This window comes from Flavobacterium sp. YO12 (assembly GCF_004119495.1).
Classification (GTDB): Bacteria; Bacteroidota; Bacteroidia; order Flavobacteriales; family Flavobacteriaceae; genus Flavobacterium.
The window spans coordinates 12,273-32,015 of record NZ_NRQU01000056.1 but is presented as its reverse complement, the minus strand read 5'-3'; the positions used below and the strand labels follow the sequence as shown (position 1 = coordinate 32,015).

At 33.8% G+C, this 19,743-nt stretch carries 14 protein-coding genes; 2 read left to right on the top strand and 12 right to left on the bottom strand.

Features of this window, described 5'->3' with window-relative positions; genetic code table 11:
- From BOW55_RS16180 to BOW55_RS16170, 3 genes are all read right to left on the bottom strand, one after another.
- On the bottom strand, positions 1-909 hold a 909-nt coding region (locus BOW55_RS16180), incomplete at its 3' end, for a RagB/SusD family nutrient uptake outer membrane protein (protein ID WP_206733615.1).
- 12 nt (positions 910-921) lie between these two features.
- On the bottom strand, positions 922-4,053 hold the full coding sequence (locus tag BOW55_RS16175; RefSeq protein ID WP_129024955.1) for a TonB-dependent receptor: 3,132 nt from the start codon (positions 4,051-4,053) through the stop codon (positions 922-924).
- A 44-nt stretch (positions 4,054-4,097) separates the two neighbouring features.
- Entirely contained in the window at positions 4,098-5,528 is a 1,431-nt protein-coding gene (locus tag BOW55_RS16170; protein WP_129024954.1) for a glycoside hydrolase family 28 protein, read from the bottom strand.
- A 288-nt stretch (positions 5,529-5,816) separates the two neighbouring features.
- Between BOW55_RS16170 and BOW55_RS16165 the strand changes: the two genes are divergently transcribed.
- Positions 5,817-6,845, top strand: coding sequence for a LacI family DNA-binding transcriptional regulator (locus BOW55_RS16165; protein WP_129024953.1), 1,029 nt, complete (start codon positions 5,817-5,819; stop codon positions 6,843-6,845).
- A 185-nt stretch (positions 6,846-7,030) separates the two neighbouring features.
- On the opposite strand, the gene BOW55_RS16160 is transcribed toward BOW55_RS16165, so the two are convergent.
- The 9 genes from BOW55_RS16160 to BOW55_RS16120 form a co-directional block, all read right to left on the bottom strand.
- Positions 7,031-8,653 carry a UxaA family hydrolase gene (locus tag BOW55_RS16160; RefSeq protein ID WP_129024952.1) on the bottom strand — a complete coding sequence of 541 codons (1,623 nt, stop codon included), beginning with the start codon at positions 8,651-8,653 and terminating at the stop codon, positions 7,031-7,033.
- 36 nt (positions 8,654-8,689) lie between these two features.
- Positions 8,690-10,135, bottom strand: a complete 1,446-nt coding sequence (locus BOW55_RS16155) for a tagaturonate reductase (RefSeq protein ID WP_129024951.1) — start codon at positions 10,133-10,135, stop codon at positions 8,690-8,692.
- Positions 10,136-10,350: 215 nt separating this feature from the next.
- Entirely contained in the window at positions 10,351-11,019 is a 669-nt protein-coding gene (locus BOW55_RS16150) for a bifunctional 4-hydroxy-2-oxoglutarate aldolase/2-dehydro-3-deoxy-phosphogluconate aldolase (RefSeq protein WP_089058568.1), read from the bottom strand.
- An 11-nt stretch (positions 11,020-11,030) separates the two neighbouring features.
- Positions 11,031-12,053 carry a sugar kinase gene (locus BOW55_RS16145; RefSeq protein ID WP_129024950.1) on the bottom strand — a complete coding sequence of 341 codons (1,023 nt, stop codon included), beginning with the start codon at positions 12,051-12,053 and terminating at the stop codon, positions 11,031-11,033.
- 56 nt (positions 12,054-12,109) lie between these two features.
- Positions 12,110-13,513 (bottom strand): glucuronate isomerase, encoded by a 1,404-nt coding sequence (gene uxaC / locus BOW55_RS16140; protein WP_129024949.1) that lies wholly within the window; start codon positions 13,511-13,513, stop codon positions 12,110-12,112.
- Between the two features lie 24 nt (positions 13,514-13,537).
- The gene (locus BOW55_RS16135; RefSeq protein ID WP_089058565.1) at positions 13,538-14,329 is read right to left on the bottom strand and encodes a gluconate 5-dehydrogenase; all 792 of its coding nucleotides are present in this window, start codon (positions 14,327-14,329) and stop codon (positions 13,538-13,540) included.
- Positions 14,330-14,333: 4 nt separating this feature from the next.
- Positions 14,334-15,173, bottom strand: coding sequence for a 5-dehydro-4-deoxy-D-glucuronate isomerase (kduI, locus tag BOW55_RS16130; RefSeq protein ID WP_129024948.1), 840 nt, complete (start codon positions 15,171-15,173; stop codon positions 14,334-14,336).
- A gap of 99 nt (positions 15,174-15,272) precedes the next feature.
- On the bottom strand, positions 15,273-16,589 hold the full coding sequence (locus BOW55_RS16125; protein WP_129024947.1) for an MFS transporter: 1,317 nt from the start codon (positions 16,587-16,589) through the stop codon (positions 15,273-15,275).
- A 47-nt stretch (positions 16,590-16,636) separates the two neighbouring features.
- The gene (locus BOW55_RS16120; protein WP_089054069.1) at positions 16,637-18,106 is read right to left on the bottom strand and encodes an MFS transporter; all 1,470 of its coding nucleotides are present in this window, start codon (positions 18,104-18,106) and stop codon (positions 16,637-16,639) included.
- A 445-nt stretch (positions 18,107-18,551) separates the two neighbouring features.
- On the opposite strand from BOW55_RS16120, the gene BOW55_RS16115 reads away from it, so the two are divergent.
- Positions 18,552-19,448 carry an alpha/beta hydrolase gene (locus BOW55_RS16115; RefSeq protein ID WP_129024946.1) on the top strand — a complete coding sequence of 299 codons (897 nt, stop codon included), beginning with the start codon at positions 18,552-18,554 and terminating at the stop codon, positions 19,446-19,448.
- The last annotated feature ends 295 nt before the right edge of the window (positions 19,449-19,743 follow it).

Genomic DNA, 19,743 nt, shown 5'->3' with positions numbered 1-19,743 from the left:
TAAATTGTAGCTTCTTAACGGTGCTCCAGTTTCTGCTCCACCTAAGTAAGAACTAAAATAGTAAAACTGATTATTCCCCAATTTTGTTGGGTCTGTACTTGTTGATGCTTTATCATATTGTACAGAAAAAATCGTTTCAGCATTTAAATCGTTTCCAGGTTTAAATAATTGATCAAAAGCAATTGCCAAAGTTTGTCCTGCAATCGCAGCATCAGCATAAGATGCAGCCTTAGTAAAATCATCTGCCTTACCAAATGTTTCGTATCCTCTTGTTAAGTACACTTTTGCCAATAAATCATTTACGGCTCTTTTGTTTACTTTTCCTGCTGAGCTATAAGCTGCTGTTCCAACATTTGCCAATGCGAAATCTAAATCTCCGATAATCTGTGTATATACTTCTTCAGCCGAATTTCTAGTAAAAGATAAAATTGGTGTTGAAATATAATCGTTTACAACTGGAACACCTCCGTAAGTCTGCACCAACAAAAAGTAAGCTTGTGCTCTTAAAAATCTTGCTTCACCTACCTGAGCATTTAAAATTGAAGTCTGCTCTGTTATAGTCGAAAAATGAATCGTTTTATTTACCGCCTGAATCAACTGATAACAAGGATTGTATAAATCTGCCACATTATCTGATGAAGGTATTAAAAGTGTATACTGACTTAAACCTGCAGGTTCTGGTCCTCTTCCTTCTGCATACATATCTGTTCCTGCCTCAAAAAGCCAAGGATTTCCGCCATATATGCCTTTTAACCAAGCGTAATTTGTGTTTACCAATAATTGAAATCCTGATGCGGTTTTATAGGTTGCATCTGCCGGTACATAAGAACGGCTTTCTTCTTCAATATAATCACTGCATGAACTTACAGATACAGCGATTATTCCTAACATTATTATTATTTTTTTCATTTGATATCTTTATTAAAATTTAACACTTAATCCCAATTGTGTAGTAACAGATGCTGGACGATTTACTCCAAATGGCGAACCTGCCCACTCTGGATCGTACCCGTCAAATTTTGTAAATACAAATGGGTCTAAAACATTTACATAAACTCTTAGATTACTGATTTTTAATTTTTTCAACAATTCAGAATCTAGTGTATAACCTAAAGATATATTTTTAATTTTTACGTAAGAAGCATCTCTATAATATCCAAATAAAGAAGTCCAATAAGCTCCAGCTCCTGTTGCAACTGGTCCTGGTCTTGGATTTTCATTGTTAGCATTAGCTGCGATTCCTGTTCCGTTAGTTGGAATAAAGTAATCCATTGCAATTTTCTGACGTCCTCTATCGCTTACATCAGCAAAATTTTGGTGGAAAGTACTCAAAACAGTTTGTCCTTGACTAGTTAAAACTGAGAAATTGAAATCAAACTGTCCAACAGTTAATTTTGAATAAAAACTTCCCTGCCATTCTGGGTTTGGATTACCAATTACAGTTCTATCGTCTTGATTAAATTTTCCATCCCCATTTAAGTCTTTTGGTCTCGCTTGTCCAGGAGCCATTCCGTAAGTCGCTGCCTTAGCTGCTTCACTTTCTTGCCAAACTCCATCATAAACATAATTGTAGTTAGGATTCAAAGGTGCACCAAGGATCAGTTTATTACCAATATCACTTACTTTGTCTTGATTGTAAATTGACTCTAATTTGTTTACGTTTTTAGTAAATGTAAAAGTTGTTTCCCAATTTACATTTTTAGATTTAATGTTTTTTGTTGTCAATAAAACCTCAATACCTTTGTTACTTACAGATCCAACATTGGCAAATGTATTTTTCCAACCTGTTTCTGCTGGTAATTGCTGCTTGTAAATTAAATCATCTGATAATCTGTCATAAACGTCAACACTACCGCTAATACGGTTTTTTAAGAATCCAAAATCAACTCCTAAATTGTATTCTCTTGTTTTTTCCCAAGTTAAATTTGGGTTGGCTAAATTTTCTGACTGCCATCCAGAAACAACATTTGCTCCTGCAGCATAAAATGTCTGCTGATTTAGTAATGCTTGAGAAGTATATGGTGCAACGTTATCATTTCCTGTATAACCTAAACTTGCACGTAATTTTAAATCAGAAACTACTGAACTGTTTTCTAAGAAAGATTCTTTGCTGATTTTCCATCCTAATGCTACAGAAGGGAAACTTTGCCATTTATTACCTTCAGATAAAACAGAAGAACCATCCCATCTTGTAGAAGCTGTAATTAAATATTTGTCTTTATAAGCATAGTTTAAACGAACTGCATAAGAATTTAAGGTGTTCTTTGCATAAGATGATTTTACTACATAACTAGTTTGTACTCCAGAACCCATATTATCTGTTCCTACATCAAAAGGCTGATTGTTAGAATACAAAGAAGAAAACTCATCAACATTTGAGTACAAACTTTGTAATAACAACAAACTAAAATCATGTACATCGTTAAATGTATGTTTTAAATCAATTTGATTGTCCCAAGTATAATTGAAGTTATTTGAGTTTTCAAGAGTTGCAGAGTTTTTTCCGTTTAATGTTACCCCTGCATTTGTTTGTGCAGTATAAGCCTTTGAGCCTTGTGTATCCATTATACCTGCTGCAAATGTAGTTTTGAACGAAAGCCATTTTAGAGGCTGGTATTGAAAATAAGCATTACCAACTGTCTGCCATGTTTTCTCTGTTTGAGAAGAATTAGCAATTTCCATTAATGGGTTTACTGTAGACGTTTTATTAATTGCCCAAGAACCATCAGGATAAGTTAATTTACCAGGTAAGAAAAATAAAGTTCCTACTTTTTCATTTCCAGCTGCATCAACAGCCCAAGGAGACATTAAAGGACTTAGTCTAAAAGCATCCTGCATAGCTAAATCACTTCCTAATTGATTGTCTAATCTAGCAATTGTAACATTTACTCCTGTAGAAAACTTGTCATTAATTTTATGATTTAATCCTAATTTAAAAGAGTATTTATCTGTTGAATCATTATCGATAAGACCTCTGTCACTTTGAATACCAAATCCTAAGTTGTAACTCAAACCAGAATCTGAACGACCCGAAATATTTAAGTAATTATTCTCAGTCATTCCAGTTTTAAGTACTGCATCATACCAGTCATAATTATAACCGCTATTGGCACGAGAAACTAATAATGGACTTTGATTTCCTGCTAATGCAGCTAATTGAGCTGGAGTCTGCGTTGCAGGAGTAGCACTCATGTAAGCAACTTGGTGAAATTTCCACCATTCTTCTCCCGTCATCATTTTTGGAAGTCTAGCTGCTGTTTTATTTCCATAAGAAGTATCAAATGTTACGCTGATACCTGCTTTTGCACTTGTACCACTTTTTGTCGTAACAATAATAACTCCATTAGATCCTCTAGAACCATAAATAGCTGCAGAAGATGCATCTTTTAAAACATCCATTCTCGCAATATCCTGTGGATTTAAGAAATCAATTCCGTCCATAGGAACTCCGTCAACTACATATAGTGGAGAAGAACCAACCATACTTGGATTACTAGAATCTGCGATTAGAGAGTTATTTCCTCTAATTACAACTTTAAATCCATCGCCTGCACGACCTGTACTAGATGAAATTTGAACTCCGGGAGTACTTCCCTGAATTGCTTCAAGCGGACTGATCGTGTTTCTTTCTGTAATTGTAGCCGCATTAATTGTACTTACTGAACCGGTAAGATCTGTTTTCTTAACAGAACCGTATCCTACTACTACAACTTCATTTAATGAATTTGACTGCTCTACAAGACTAACATTTACTTTGCTTTTTCCAGCAACACTTACTTCCTGAGTTTGAAAACCCAGATAGCTTATTATTAAAACTGCTTTATTACTTGTTACATTTATCTTGAAACTTCCTTCAAAATCTGTCGAAGTTCCATTTTTGGTTCCTTTCTCGTTAATGTTTACCCCCGGCAGTGACAATCCCGATGCATCTGTAATTTTCCCTTCTATTGTGGTAGATTGTGCTTTTGCTGAAAAGCTCAACAGGAAATTTAGGAAAAATAAAAATACAATATTGTATTTTATTTTTTTCTTTAATGATTGTTTAATGTTCATAATTTTGTTTAGTGGTTTTTTGGTTAATTGATAGTTACTCGTCTTTAATTATTTACTTTTCTTTCATTGATATAGGTATTAATAAATTTTATATTCTTAACATTTTTTAATTTATAGATCGAATCTACTTTTTGAATTTTTACGTTCTTAAGTGTTACATTTTCTACTGGAGACTCTTTGTAACCTTCTGCCCAAACGCTGTATTTTCCACCATTTTTTACATTTACATTCTCAAGACTTATGTTCCTTATTGTTGGTATAAAATTTCCTGTTTGTGATCCGTAAACATTATAAAACATGTTTAACTTCAATACACATTCTTTCACAGTTCCTACTTCAAGGTTCCTAACATAAACATCTTCGATTACACCGCCTCTTTTTGAATTGGTTTTGATTCGAATGGCACGATCCAAATTTGGACTGTCCATATTGCAGTTTTCTACAAAAACATTGTTCACTCCGGCCGATATTTCACTTCCAATAACAACGCCTCCGTGCCCGTCGATCATTTTACAGTTTTGCACAATGATATTTTTACTTGGTAATCCAACTCTTCTTCCGTCACCATCACGACCTGCTTTAATAGCAATGCAGTCATCACCAGTATTGAAAGTACAATTTCTAATTATTACATTTTGAGAATACTCAGGATCGCAGCCATCGTTATTTGGTCCGTGACTGTTTACCGTTACACCATCAATAATCATATTGTTTGTTTTGATAGGATGCAAAATCCAAAAAGGAGCATTTATTATGGTTACATCCTTTACTAAAACGGTGTTACATTCAAAAAACTCAATAAAATTTGGTCTCAAGTATCTTCCTTCTCCAAAAACTCTTTCCGCTACCGGAACTCCTTTTTCTGCCATGTCAACCAAAACTTCACGGTTGTTTGGATCGTTTTGAGACGGAATACCTTTTTTCCATCCGTAGTTTTTTCCGCCAGACCAAATCCACCAATTTGTACTGTCCGCCTGTCCGTTTAAAGTTCCTTTTCCAGTTACAGCAACATTCGTTTTACCCTTAGCGTAAATAAGCGGTGAGTAATTCATTACTTCTGTTCCTTCCCAAGAAGTATGAACAATTGGATATTCTTTTGGATTCAAACTAAAAAGGATCTCAGCATTATCTTCTAAATGCAGATTTACATTACTTTCTAAATGAATTGGGCCTGTAAGGTATTTCCCATTCGGAACCAAAACTTTTCCTCCTCCATTTGATGCACAAGCTTTAATTGCTTTTTCAAAAACTAAAGTGTTTGAAGTTTTTCCATCAGCTACTGCTCCAAAATCATTTACATTATATGTTTTGCCTGAAAAATGAGTTTCTGGAATACTTTTTACTATCGATTCCATTCTTTTCCAAGGATCCGCCTCTGTTACAGCAGTAACTTTCTTTGAACATGATATAATCATCATGATCATTAAGCTGTAAAAAACAACCACTTTATACGTTATACTCTTATTTGCAATCATGTAAATGGAAATTATAGTTTAACAGGCGAAAACATCAACAATTATGTAATCGATTACACGAAATTAAAAAATATGTTCCAACCGACCAAATTTATTTAGAAATAATTTATACATTTAATTTTTATTAATAATTATTATTACATTTAATGCAAAAAATATTATAATTTATTATCATTGTAAAACAGAAATCGTTTGAGTAATGAATTATGGTAATCGATAACATTAAATATCACATTATATAAAAAAATGTATTTTTGTCTATAAATTAATTTGTAAAATCTCTTTTTAATGAGCGAAAAAGTAACCATTTATGATATTGCCGAAAAACTAAATATCACTGCAGCTACTGTTTCCAGAGCACTTAACAATAATCCTAAAATAAAAGAAAGCACTCGGGAATTGGTTATTAAAACAGCTGCTTCAATGAATTACAAGCAAAACAAGCTTGCATTAGCATTAAAAAGCGGCAGAAGCAATAATATTGGAGTAATTGTACCGAGAATTGACAGTAATTTTTTCGCCTCTGTTATTAGAGGTATTGAAGAAGAACTGCATCCACATGGTTATCAGGTAATTATATGCCAGACTCATGAAAGCAAAAAAAGAGAAAATGAAAATCTATATACTTTAATAGATGCACAGGTTGACGGCATTATCATGTCTGTTACTGATGTTACTTCAGAAAATGACAATGCTTTTCATAATGTACTTAGAAAAAATGTTCCGTTAATCTTTTTTGATAGAAGCAAACATATTGATGGAGTAAGCTCTGTAACTATTAATGACTTTAGAGGCGGTTATTTGACCACAAAACACTTAATTAATGAAGGCTGTAGATGTATTGCTCACTTATCTGGTGATCAATCTTTAGATATATTTAAAAATAGATTTTTAGGCTATAAGCAAGCTTTACTTGATAACGGAATGATATTTAGAGAAGAATATGTAATTCCTGTAAAAAGTAGTGTTGATGCCGGAAAAGAAGCTGTTGACAAATTATTACAATTAGAAACACCTCCTGATGCTATATTCTCTTCAAGTGATTTCGCCGCTTTAGGCGCAATACAAGAACTAAAAGAGAGAAACATCAGTATTCCAAAAGAATTTTGTGTCGCAGGATTCAGTAATGAACCTTTTACCAAATTCATGGAATTGTCTATTACTTCTGTTGATCAATCTCCACTGGAAATGGGAAAAATGTCTGCTCGCGTTTTCTTAGAACAAGTAGACAAAACAGATACTATAAAAATCGAAAAAAAGGTGGTTCTTGCACCAGAATTACACATCCGTAAATCATCATCCAGAACTACCTTTTAGTTTTTTTTCTCAAACCATATAAGTCATATAAGTAAATTTAAGTTTACTTTAAAATATAACAAAAAAAGCAGCTCTTACAGAGCTGCTTTTTTATTGTAAGTACAATCTAGAATAAACTTATATAACTTATATGGTAAAAAAAAAGACGCACTGCTGTGCGTCTTTATATATGTTTAAATCTCTTCTTATAAAGAAACTCCTCTTTTCCAAGGAATAAAATCGTTTTGATTTAAAATCGCTGCTTTGGTTTTAATTGTACCACTTGCAATATCAATAATGAATTCTAACATTTCATCAGCCATTTCGTCAATTGATTTTTCACCAGTAATAATTCCACCGGTATCAATATCAATAATATCAGACATTTTAGTTGCTAATTGCGTGTTTGATGAAATCTTTACAACTGGAGCAATTGGATTACCTGTAGGTGTTCCTAAACCTGTTGTAAACAATACCATATTTGCACCAGAACCTACCATTGCAGTAGTACATTCAACATCATTTCCTGGCGTGCAAAGCAATGTAAAGCCTGGTTCGTTAATATATTCTCCATAATCGAAAACACCTGTAATTGGCGATGTTCCTCCTTTTTTAGCAGCACCAGCCGATTTCATAGCATCTGTAATCAAACCGTCTTTAATGTTACCTGGAGACGGATTCATATCGAATCCTGAACCTGCATCTACAACCGTTTTTTCGTACCATTGCATTAAGTCTAAGAAGCGTTTTCCATCCTTATCATCTACACAACGATTTACTAATTCTTGTTCTACTCCACATAATTCAGGAAATTCAGAAAGAATTGTAGTTCCTCCCAAAGCAACTAAATGATCCGATAACACTCCCAATGTTGGGTTTGCTGAAATACCAGAAAATCCGTCAGATCCACCGCACTCTAAACCAATTCTTAGTTTAGATAATGGAGCTGGTTCTCTCTTTATTTCATTTGCTTTTTTAATCGCTTCAAAAGTATCTTTTACAACGCTGCTCAACATGGTTTCAATAGTTCCAATAGATTGCTGATCGTAAATCAAAACTGGTTTTTTACTATTTGGATTTATTGCATCTAAAGCGTCTTTAAAAATTTGAATTTGCAGATTCTGACATCCTAAACTCAAAACAGTAGCACCAGCAACATTAGGATTGTTTACATAACCTGCTAATAATTTAGCTAAACTATGAGAATCCTGACGAATTCCGCCGCAGCCGCCTTGATGCGTAATAAACTTAACTTCGATATTATTGAACAAGTTAGCATCATTTGAAGCTGCTTCATTTCCTGCTCCGCCTGTTTCTGATTTTACCAAAGAACGCAGTAATAACTGGTAATCGTTCTCTTTTGGTTTCATCAATTCTTTCTCAAAAATATCTTTTAAGATTTCGATGTTTCTGTTTTCACAAAATACTAATGGAAAAAACAACCATACATTTTCAGTTCCAACCTGCCCATCTTCTCTATGATAGCCCTGCCAAGTTCTGTCTTTCCATTTATCAATATTTGGAGCTGTCCAGCCAATAGTTTCTGTTTTACCAGTAACTTTATCACTTTCGTGTTTCACATTTACAGTAGAAAGCAATCCTCCTTTTTCGATTCTTGCACTTGCTTTTCCTACCAAAACACCATACATAATGATTCTGTCTCCCACATTAAAAGGAACCATTGCAATCTTATGTTTCATTTTTACATCAGACTCAATAGTAATTGATTCACCTTCGAAATCAATTACTTCGCCCGCTGTAAGATTCACCAAAGCAACCGCTACATTGTCGGTTGGGTGAACTTTTATAAGTTTTTTTTGCGTTGCCATAATTAACCCTTGTTCTTTATTTTTTTTATCTTTTTTTTATTTTATTCTTTCTTGAAACTTAGCAAAGCCAGCTTCAATACCATTTGCATCAATTTCTTCTAATGCAATTGTAATTGCTTTTGTCAAACCAGAGATTTCAGTTAAATCCTCATCCCAGAAACTTTTATTTTGCAATGTTAAACGAGCGATTTTTTCGTAATCATCCGATTTCCAAAGTCCGTTGAAGAAAGCTGTAATATCTTCACCATCTTTAACCGGTAAACTTTGATCATTCCAAGTTCCTTTGTAGAAACGAATTAAACTCGCTAATGAAAAAGTCAAATTAACAGGCAATTTTTGGTTAGCCTTATAATAACCTAATAAACTAGGCAAAACTCTTACTTTGAATTTCGATACAGAATTTAATGCAATATCAGCAAGTGCATGTTTGATAAATGGATTTTTAAATCGATCCATTACTTCCTCAGAATAGGCCGTAATTTCATTTTTGTCCATATCAAGAGTTTCACTAATTTCACTAATAACACTATTTACAAATTTTCCAGTAAAATCTCCGTTAACAGTTTCCATTACTAATTTATTACCATGCAAAAGTGAAAAAGGAACCATTGCCGTATGCGCACCGTTTAAAATACGAACTTTAATCATTTTAAAAGGACGTATATCATCAACGATTTTTACATTCAAATCTGTTTTATGAAAAGGCAATTTTGCTTTTAGATCATCTCCTCCTTCAATAGCCCAAAGGAAAAAAGGTTCAGCCGCAACAATTAAATTGTCCTCATAATCTAATTTATTATTGTATTCTTCAATTTCAGCTCTTGGATATCCAGGAACAATTCTGTCAACCAAAGTACTATGATAGGTACAAGCATCTGATACCCAAGTTTTAAATGCATCTTCTAATTTCCATAAATCAACATATTGTAAAATATATTTTTTAAGCGTCTCAGAGTTATAATCAATTAATTCACAAGGAATTATTGTAACTCCTTTAGAAGCATCTCCATTAAAATGCTTAAATCTTTCATATAATAAAACAGTCAATTTTGCAGGAAATGACACTGGTGGCTGCATATCTGGAGTATCACTTTCAATAAATTCAATTCCAGCTTCAGTAGTATTAGAAACAATAAACTGAAGTTCTTCTTCTTTAGCTAAAGCCAAATAATTTGTAAATTCAGTATATGGGTTTACAGTTTTTACGATATTAGTAATTAACTCAATGTCTTGTATCTTTTCACCTTTTTTAATTCCGTTCATAAACAAGGTATAAAGACCGTCCTGATCATTAATCATATTTACCATACCGTCCTTCAAAGGTTGAACTATTGCAATACCAGCATTAAAATCAACTTCTTTATTTAGTTTGTAAAAAGCATAATCAACAAAGGCTCTTAAAAAGTTACCTTCTCCAAACTGAACTACCTTAATTGGCTGTAACTTTTCTAATCCTGTATTTATTCTATTTAATTTTTTCATTTTAAATTTTCTTTAATGCGTTATAAATAATCATTTATAAACCCTATTTCTTTATTTCTGCCTTTTAAATTGTAAATGAAACATTACACTTGAATGTAAAATAAAACCCGCTGTGAGGAGTGACAGAAATTATTTTGCAAGCGTAATGTTCAATTACAATCTCTAAAATCTAAAAAAAACGCATCTAAATAAGGATTGGCATGATTACTCCTTATTTATTTTTTTATATTTTTTATAATATCAAGAACCTGACTAACCTTTGCAGTTAAACCGTCAAAATCTTTATTTTCTAATATATCTTTTGAGATCAGCTGCGATCCTAATCCTACGCAAATTGCTCCCGCATTAAGCCATGAACTCAAACTTTCAACGGTTGGATAAACCCCGCCTGTAGGCATAATATTTGTCCACGGACATGGTCCTTTTATTGCTTTAATAAACTCTGGACCATAAGTATCTGCAGGAAATAATTTTACAATTTCACAGCCTAATTCTTCTGCTCTTGCAATTTCCGTTAGTGTACCACAGCCAGGAGACCATAATACTTTACGACGATTACAGGCAATTGCTATATCTTCTCTAAAAACTGGTGTAACAATAAAATTTGCTCCTAAACTCATATACAACGAAGCTGCTGCAGCATCTGTAATAGAGCCAACTCCTAAAATCATTCCTGGAAGTTCAGCCAAAGCATATTTATTTAAAGCTCCAAAAACCTCATGAGCAAAGTCACCTCTGCTGGTAAATTCCATTAATCTAGAACCACCATCATAACATGCTTTTAAAACTTTTTTACTTAATTCAATGTCAGAATGAAAAAACAAAGGAACCATTCCGTTATCTTTCATCGTCTGAGCAACCTCTATTCTTGAAAATTTTGCCATATTTCTCTTAATTACCTTGACACTAATGCAGAACCATCACCATCAATCATATTTTCAACTTCTTTTAAAGTAACCAAATTATAATCTCCTGCAATTGTATGCTTTAAACAACAAGCTGCAACTGCAAAATCTAATGCTCTCTGGTTATTATTTTGATATTCTAACAATCCGTAAATCAATCCTCCCATAAACGCATCACCGCTTCCTACTCTATCCACAACCGGCGTAACTTCTTTAACAGCCGCTTGATAAACCGCTTTTCCGTCAAACAAAATCCCGCCAATTCTTTGGTGAGATGCACTTACAGAATAACGTAATGTTGTAGCCGCCACTTTTAAATTTGGAATCAACTCAAACAACTTTGTATACAAAACAGGAAGTGTTTTTTCATCCTGATAATTTGGATTCACTTTCGGAATTCCTAACATAAAATATGCTGTATCGATATCACCTAAAATAACATTACTATATTTCAGCATTTCTGGCATAACTTCACTTGGTGTTTTACCGTATTGCCAAAGTTTTGATCTGTAATTTAAATCACATGAAATTTTAATTCCAAGTTTGTGAGCCGTTTTAATCGCTTCTAAACAAGCTTCTGCAGCGCTTTGTGAAATTGCTGGCGTAATACCGCTCCAGTGAAACCATTCAGCACCTTCAAGAACTTTTTCCCAGTCAATTTGTCCCTTTTCAATAGTCGACATTGCACTGTGCGCACGATCGTAAACTACGTTGCTTCCTCGTGTTCCTGCACCTGTTTCAAGAAAATAAATCCCTAAACGTTCTCCTCCGTAAAGAATATTTTTAGACTCTACGTTCATTTTTCTGATTTCTTTTAATGCAGAAAAACCAATTTCATTTTCAGGTAATCTTGTAACAAATTCAGCATTTACTCCGTAATTTGCTAAAGAAACGCATACGTTAAATTCTCCACCACCATAAGTAGCACCAAATGCTGTAGATTGCGAAAAACGTAAATGTCTTTCTGTTGATAAACGCAGCATGATTTCTCCAAATGCAACTACTCTACTCATTATTTATTTTTTTTTGCCACTCCCTATAGCTATCGGGATTGCGGTTAAAATTTTAATTAAAATTTAAAATATTCTTTTGCATTGTTATATGAAATATCAGAAACCAATTTTCCAATCCATTCCATATCATTTGGAAGTTCTCCACGTTTGATTTCGTCTCCCAAAAGATTACATAAAATACGTCTGAAGTACTCGTGTCTTGGGAATGATAAGAAACTTCTTGAATCTGTAAGCATTCCAACAAAACAGCTGATTAATCCCATATTTGAAAGCGCGTTTAACTGCTTTGTCATTCCGTCTTTTTGATCTAAAAACCACCATCCAGAACCAAATTGTACTTTTCCTCGAACGCTTCCATCATTGAAATTTCCAATCATCGTTGCCATAACTTCATTATCAGCAGGATTTAAGTTGTAGATAATTGTTTTAGTCAATTTATCTTTGCTGTCTAAAGCATTCAAAAAGCTTGATAATTTTTGTGCTTGCGGGTAATCTCCAATAGAATCCCAACCCGTATCAGGACCTAAAATTCTGTGCATACGAGCATTATTGTTACGCAATGCCCCTAAGTGAAACTGCTGTACCCATCCAAATTCATGATACGTTTCAGATAAGAATACTAAAACAGCACTTTGGAATTTTAAAGCTTCTTCTGGAGTTATAATTCTGTTTTCTCTTTTCTTTTTGAAAATTGAACTGATTTCAGATTCTGTAAATTCTTCAAAATAAATCTGATCTAAACCGTGATCACTCAATTTACATCCGTTTGCATTAAAGAACTCAATTCTGTTTCTTAACGCCGTTTGTAAATCAGCATAAGTATTAATTGCAATTCCAGACACATCCCCTAATGTGTCTAGATATGCATTATAACCATCATTAGAAATTAAGATAGCTTTATCTGGTCTGAAAGCTGTACTCATTTTTGTTCCTATTGGATTTTTTGCCAATTTCTGATGAAATTCTAAAGAATCAATTGGATCTTCTGTCGTACAAACTAATTCAGCGTTTACTTTTTTAAGCAGATTTTGTGTGCTGTAAGCCTGAGAGTTAATTTTCTCAGTCGTTTCGATATAAATTTTCTCTGCCGATTTTTCATTCAGCAAATCGTAGATATCAAAATAACGAGCTAATTCTAAATGCGTCCAGTGATACAAAGGATTACGCATCGTATACGGAACTGTTTTCGCCCAGTTTAAGAATTTATCTTTATCTGAACCATTTCCAGTTACAAACTGCTCATTGATTCCTAATGTACGCATTGCACGCCATTTGTAATGATCACCGTTGATCCAAACCTGAGTTATATTGTCAAAAATTTTATCTTCGGCAATAAACTGAGGATTTAAGTGATTATGGTAATCAATTATAGGCTGATTTTTTGAGTAGTTATGATATAACTCTTCAGCAAATTTATTTTCTAATAAAAAATTATCGTTTATGAATGTCTGATTGCTCATGTCTTTTTTAATAAAATTTGATAATTAATCTTCGTTTGAAGGTTTTCCAATTGTGGCAAGAATTCCGCCGTCAACATATAAAATATGTCCGTTTACAAAGTCGCTCGCTTTCGATGATAAAAATATTGCAGCTCCTGCCAAGTCACCTGGATCTCCCCATTTTGCCGCCGGCGTTCTGCTTATAATAAAATCGTTAAACGGATGTCCGTCGACTCTGATTGGTTTTGTTTGTTCTGTTGCAAAATAACCCGGTCCAATTCCGTTAATTTGTACATTATATTTTGCCCATTCTGTTGCCATATTTTTGGTCAACATTTTCAAACCGCCTTTTGCAGCTGCATAAGCCGAAACTGTACTACGGCCTAATTCGCTCATCATTGAACAAATGTTGATTATTTTACCTTGTCTTCTCTCAATCATTCCTTTTGCAACATGCTTAGAAACGATAAAAGGACTTACCAAATCAATATCAATAACTTCTCTAAAATCAGAAACTTCCATTTCTAGTAATGGAATTCTTTTGATGATTCCAGCATTGTTAATTAAAATAGCAATTGGTCCAACTTCGCTTTCAATTTTCTTTACAGCTTCTATAACTTCCTTTTCATCTGTTACATTAAACCTGTATCCAAAAGCATTAATACCTTCATTTTTTAGCTCTTTTACAGCTTCATCAATCTTTTGTTGAGACGAATTACCATTAACAACAATTGTTGCACCGGCATTTCCTAATCCCTTTGCCATTGCCATTCCCAGTCCGTGAGTACTTCCTGTAATAAGGGCAACTTTTCCTGTTACATCAAATAGGTTTGTCATGATCTTATCTTAAGTCCGTAATTTTACAAACATCCATATCTCCATAATCTAAATTTTCACCAGCCATTCCCCAGATAAATGTATAGTTGCTGGTTCCTGAACCTGAGTGAATCGACCAAGGCGGAGAAATAACTGCTTGATGATTATTCATCCAAATATGTCTTGTTTCCTGCGGTTGTCCCATAAAATGACAAACAGCTTGATTTTCTGGAATATCTAAATAAAAATATACTTCCATTCTGCGATCGTGTACGTGTGCCGGCATTGTGTTCCAAACACTTCCTGGTCTTAATTCCGTCATACCCATTTGCAATTGGCAGGTTGTTACAACACTTCCAATAATCATTTGATTTACGGTACGGTGATTAGCTGTTTCCATCGTACCCAATTCTAATTTATTTGCTTCTGCCAAGCTTACTTTTACTGTTGGGTAAGTGGTATGAGCCGGCGCGGAGTTTAGGTAAAATTTTGCTGGATTTTTGCTGTCGTTACTTTTAAAAATAACTTCTTTATTTCCGCTTCCGATATACAAAGCATCTTTAAAACCTAACTCATAAGAAGTTCCTTCTACAACTACAGAACCGCTTCCTCCTACATTAATAATTCCAAGTTCTCTTCTTTCTAAAAAATACGGTGCTTTAAGCGGATCGATTGTTTCCAAAGCCAAATCACCTTTTACTGGAACCGCAGAACCTGCAATGTATCTGTCATAATGAGAATAAACCAATACAACTTCATCCTCTTGCATTAAATCATCAATTAAGAATTCTTCTCTTAACTGCTGCGTATCATATTTTTTAACAGCTTCAGGGCTTGACGCGTATCTTGAACTATATTTTGTCATAATTTTTATTTTAATGTAATCGATTGCACAAAATTAATTTTTTATATTGAAATAGCATAATTGAAACCAACAATTATTTAACTTGAATTACATTTTTCTTTATAATTCTACCTTTTTCATCCTCGGAACCAGTATATGCATTATCAGCCAAGCCAATAAATAGGAAGCACCGCAGATGCAGAACATAATAAAGTAACCTGTTTCTATTTTACCTATTTTAGTATAATAAACGAACATATTCTTCTGTACCAGCAAGGTTAATAAAATTCCGCCAAGCGCTCCAAACATCCCTCCCATTCCTGTAACCGAAGCTGTTGCTTTTTTAGGAAACATATCAGAAACAGTTGTAAAAATGTTTGCACTCCAAGCTTGATGTGCAGAAACTGCAAAACCAATAACCAAAATTGCATACCACATATTTATTGTTCCTAAGTACTGCGAAAACAAAACTGGTAAAACTGCTAAAGCATACAACAGCATACTTGCTTTTCTTGCTTTATAAGCCGGCCAATTATTATTTATCAATTTCAAAGGAAGCCAGCCGCCGCCAATACTTCCAATACTTCCAATCATATATACCAGCGCACAAGGCCATATAATTTCTGTTGCTGTCAGTTTGTATTGTTTCATCAAGAAATCTGGAAGCCAGAACAAATAAAACCACCAAACTGGATCTGTCAATAATTTACCAATTGCAAAAGCCCAAGTCTGGCGAAATGAAAGCAGCTTTAACCAAGAAACTTTTCCTGTATCTTCAACTTCAACAATTTCAGCTTGATCTGATGTGATATATTCTAACTCAGCTTGAGACAGACGCTTTTGTTTTTGTGGCACTTCATACAAAAGAAACCACAATCCTAACCAAATAAAACCAACAATTCCGGTTAAAATAAACGCCCATTGCCATCCATAATTCTCTGCTATAAAAGGCACTGACAACGGCACAATAATAGCCCCTATATTACTCCCTGAATTAAAAATCCCAGTTGCTAATGCTCTTTCTTTTTGCGGGAACCATTCCGCTGTTGCTTTTATTGCCGCTGGAAAATTTCCTGCTTCTGTAATTCCTAAAAATACTCTAGCGATCAAAAAACCTCCAGTTCCTGTCGCAAAAGCATGTCCAATTGCGGCCAAACTCCATAAACCGGTTGCAATTGCATAACCTAGCTTAGTTCCTAATTTATCAATAATTCCACCTGCAACCAGCATCCCTAAAGCATACGCAATTTTAAAAGCCAGCTCTATATTTGAATAATCTATTACCTCCTGTTCTGGTGTCCAGTGAAAAGCTTCAGCCAAAAAAGGTCTTAGGTAACTTATTACATTTCTATCCAGATAATTGACAGTTGTAGCAAAAAAAACTAAACTGCAAATAGTCCAACGGTATTTTCCTATTGCTGCATTAGCTTGGTTCATGATTAGCTTTTGGTTTAGGTTGGTTAGTTAGTTTTAAAAAATCTTGGTTAGAGATTTGTAATTGGACTGTATTTTGGAACAAGCGATTTCATTACAATCCAGCCAGTTAAATAACAAACTGCACAAATTGAAAAGATTATAAAATATCCCGCTTCAATACCTTTAAAGCCCATAAAAACCATATTCGTTTCTTTAGCATGATCAAATAAAACTCCCGAACCTTTATTAATTAAAGTCGATCCAACTCCACCTGCTAAACCTCCAATTCCTGTAATAGTTGCAATCGCTTTTTTAGGAAACATATCTCCAACAGTCGTAAAAATATTAGCCGACCAAGATTGATGCGCCGCACCTGCAATTCCGATAATTACAACTGGAACCCAGTAGCTGATATATCCTAAAGGCTGTGCAATCAAAGCCAATAGAGGAAAAAAGGCAAAAATCAACATTGCTCTCATTCTTCCTTCATAAGGATTCATTCCTTTCTTTTCAACAAAATAAGTTGGAAGCCATCCGCCAATAATTGACAATAATGTAATCATATACAATACAAATAATGGTAATGCTGCTTCTGTAGAATCCATTCCGTAAACAGAGCTTAAATAAGCAGGCGTCCAGAACAAGAAAAACCACCAAACACCATCTGTCATAAATTTACCAAAAGCAAAAGCCCAAGTTTGTTTGTATTTAAAGCAGTCTACAAAAGAAACTTTTGAAGTTGTTTCCGGTACATAACCTTCTAATTTACTGTCTGCAATATCATCTTGCTGAATATAAGCTAATTCCTCTGCACTTACTCTTGGATGTCTTTCTGGTTTATCATACATAAAAACCCAAAATCCCATCCACACAAATCCTAAAGCACCAATGATGATAAAAGACATTTCCCAACCAAATGATTTTGCAATAAATGGAATGGTAATCGGAGCTGCTAAAGCACCTACAGTTGCACCCGCATTAAAAATACTTGTTGAAAATGCTCGGTCTTTTTTAGGGAAATATTCTGCTGTAGTTTTAATCGCTGCAGGAAAATTTCCTGCCTCACCAACTGCTAAGACAAAGCGGGCAAAAATAAACAAAGCCACACTCACGTTGATTACCAGCGCAGTGTCATTTATTGTACTGATTATTTCTTTTGAGCCGTGAAACCCTACGAACCAATTACCAGTTATAATTCCTGAAGTTGCGATACCGCAAAATGCATGCAAACAAGCTCCTACAGACCAAATACCAATTGCCCAAAGAAATCCTTTTTTTGTATCAAGCCAATCTACAAATCGTCCTGCAAACAAAAGAGAAACAGCATAAAAAATAGAAAACAATGCTGTAATATTTCCGTAATCATTATTTGTCCAGTGAAATTCAGGAGCTATAAAATCGCTCCATGTTAACGATAGAACTTGGCGATCTAAATAATTAATGGTCGTTGCAAAAAATAGCAGCGCACATATGCTCCAACGATATTTTCCTGAGGATTTGACGGTTTGATTTACGGTAACGGCATCGGTTTGATTCATGGTAACGGCTTATTATAGTTATAAAGTTTTTTGGAAAATCAACACACTATTAAGTAAAATTCGAAAGATCAAAATCAAGAATCCAAAACAAACAAACGAAAATAATGTAATCGATTGCACAAATATAGTTTTAAATCTTTATATTCCAAATAAATTATATAAAAATTTATATTTGTCGCATAAATAAACACATCACTTAAAAAAATGACTACTAAATTAAATATTAAACAATATATTTGTTAATTGCGAGCATGCAAAAATAACCTGTTTTTGGCATCAAAATTGTCCGCTGAAAAACAGAATGTTTCAATTTTGGTTTTAATTATTTAAGTTTTGATGAAATTTAACATTCTTAATCTGTCTGTTCTCTTAAAATTAATCCTAAACAACTCTATTTACCGTGAAAAGCAAAAAAAAACAATATTTCAAAAAAGCTGCATTTTTTATGATTTTAATACTTGGAAACTTAGCTTCAACATCGGCACAAAATCAAACTATAAATCTTTGGGAGCAAATTCCTGATGAAATAAAATCTTCTGATTATAAAGAAAAACCAGATTTTAAAAACGGAGTTATTCAAAGCACAAGCTTAGTTTCAACACCTACTATTACAGCCTTTTTTCCCGCTGTAAGCAATCCTGATCATACTGCTGTAATTATTCTTCCCGGCGGCGGTTATTCGCATTTGGCGATCGATAAAGAAGGAACCAAAGTAGCAGCTTGGCTCAACAGTTTAGGAATTACAGCTTTTGTATTAAAATATCGTCTTCCTAGCGATTTGATAATGAAAAATAAAAATATAGGTCCGCTTCAAGATGCGCAAGAAGCGATGCGTTACGTACGTCAAAATGCTACAAAATGGAATATTGATCCGAAAAAAATTGGAATAATGGGCTTTTCTGCAGGCGGGCATTTGGCTTCAACCTTGTCTACGCATTATGATGACAAAGTATACGAATCCTCTTTTAAAACAAGTGCACGTCCTGATTTTTCGCTTCTTATTTATCCCGTAATTTCAATGGAAAATCAAATAACTCACAAAGGCTCACAAACCAATTTATTAGGAAATAATCCTTCACAGGATCTTATAAATACTTTTTCTAATGAAAAAAAAGTTACTCCTCAAACACCGCCAGCTTTCTTAATTCATGCTACAGATGACAAATCAGTATTACCAGAAAACAGTATTAATTATTATTTAGCCCTTAAAAAGAATAATGTTGCAGCAGAGTTACATTTATACGAAAAAGGAGGACATGGTTTTGGATTAGGCGTACAAGACACTAGTAAATATTGGACTAAAGACTGCGCAGAATGGCTTAAAAGCAATGGACTGCTTTAATAAAAAAAGGTTTTTAGATATGATTAACTAAATAACCAAATCTAAAAACCTTAAGAAAATTATACAGTATTGTATTATTGCAAATTTATACAATGCAGTCCACACAAATGAATGTGCTTAATTTTCCTTTAAAAAGTTTCTCCAAAAACAGTTTAATCATAGAAAAATAAAAAATAATCTTGGTATTTCTATAAGACAAATCTACAGCCGTCTTTTCAGATTTCATTACGGGTTTCCTCATTTTTGTACTATTTTACGTTATTTTTATGTTAACAAATCCTAGTACATTGTGCTT

Bases quoted from the DNA above. Each gene is read 5' to 3' on its own strand.
- BOW55_RS16115 (WP_129024946.1), top strand. From the start codon at position 18,552: ATGATTTTAATACTTGGAAACTTAGCTTCAACATCGGCACAAAATCAA.
- BOW55_RS16135 (WP_089058565.1), bottom strand. From the start codon at position 14,329: ATGACAAACCTATTTGATGTAACAGGAAAAGTTGCCCTTATTACAGGA.
- uxaC (WP_129024949.1), bottom strand. From the start codon at position 13,513: ATGAGCAATCAGACATTCATAAACGATAATTTTTTATTAGAAAATAAA.
- kduI (WP_129024948.1), bottom strand. From the start codon at position 15,173: ATGACAAAATATAGTTCAAGATACGCGTCAAGCCCTGAAGCTGTTAAA.
- BOW55_RS16165 (WP_129024953.1), top strand. From the start codon at position 5,817: ATGAGCGAAAAAGTAACCATTTATGATATTGCCGAAAAACTAAATATC.
- BOW55_RS16175 (WP_129024955.1), bottom strand. From the start codon at position 4,053: ATGAACATTAAACAATCATTAAAGAAAAAAATAAAATACAATATTGTA.
- BOW55_RS16155 (WP_129024951.1), bottom strand. From the start codon at position 10,135: ATGAAAAAATTAAATAGAATAAATACAGGATTAGAAAAGTTACAGCCA.
- BOW55_RS16145 (WP_129024950.1), bottom strand. From the start codon at position 12,053: ATGAGTAGAGTAGTTGCATTTGGAGAAATCATGCTGCGTTTATCAACA.
- BOW55_RS16150 (WP_089058568.1), bottom strand. From the start codon at position 11,019: ATGGCAAAATTTTCAAGAATAGAGGTTGCTCAGACGATGAAAGATAAC.
- BOW55_RS16160 (WP_129024952.1), bottom strand. From the start codon at position 8,653: ATGGCAACGCAAAAAAAACTTATAAAAGTTCACCCAACCGACAATGTA.
- BOW55_RS16120 (WP_089054069.1), bottom strand. From the start codon at position 18,106: ATGAATCAAACCGATGCCGTTACCGTAAATCAAACCGTCAAATCCTCA.
- BOW55_RS16125 (WP_129024947.1), bottom strand. From the start codon at position 16,589: ATGAACCAAGCTAATGCAGCAATAGGAAAATACCGTTGGACTATTTGC.
- BOW55_RS16170 (WP_129024954.1), bottom strand. From the start codon at position 5,528: ATGATTGCAAATAAGAGTATAACGTATAAAGTGGTTGTTTTTTACAGC.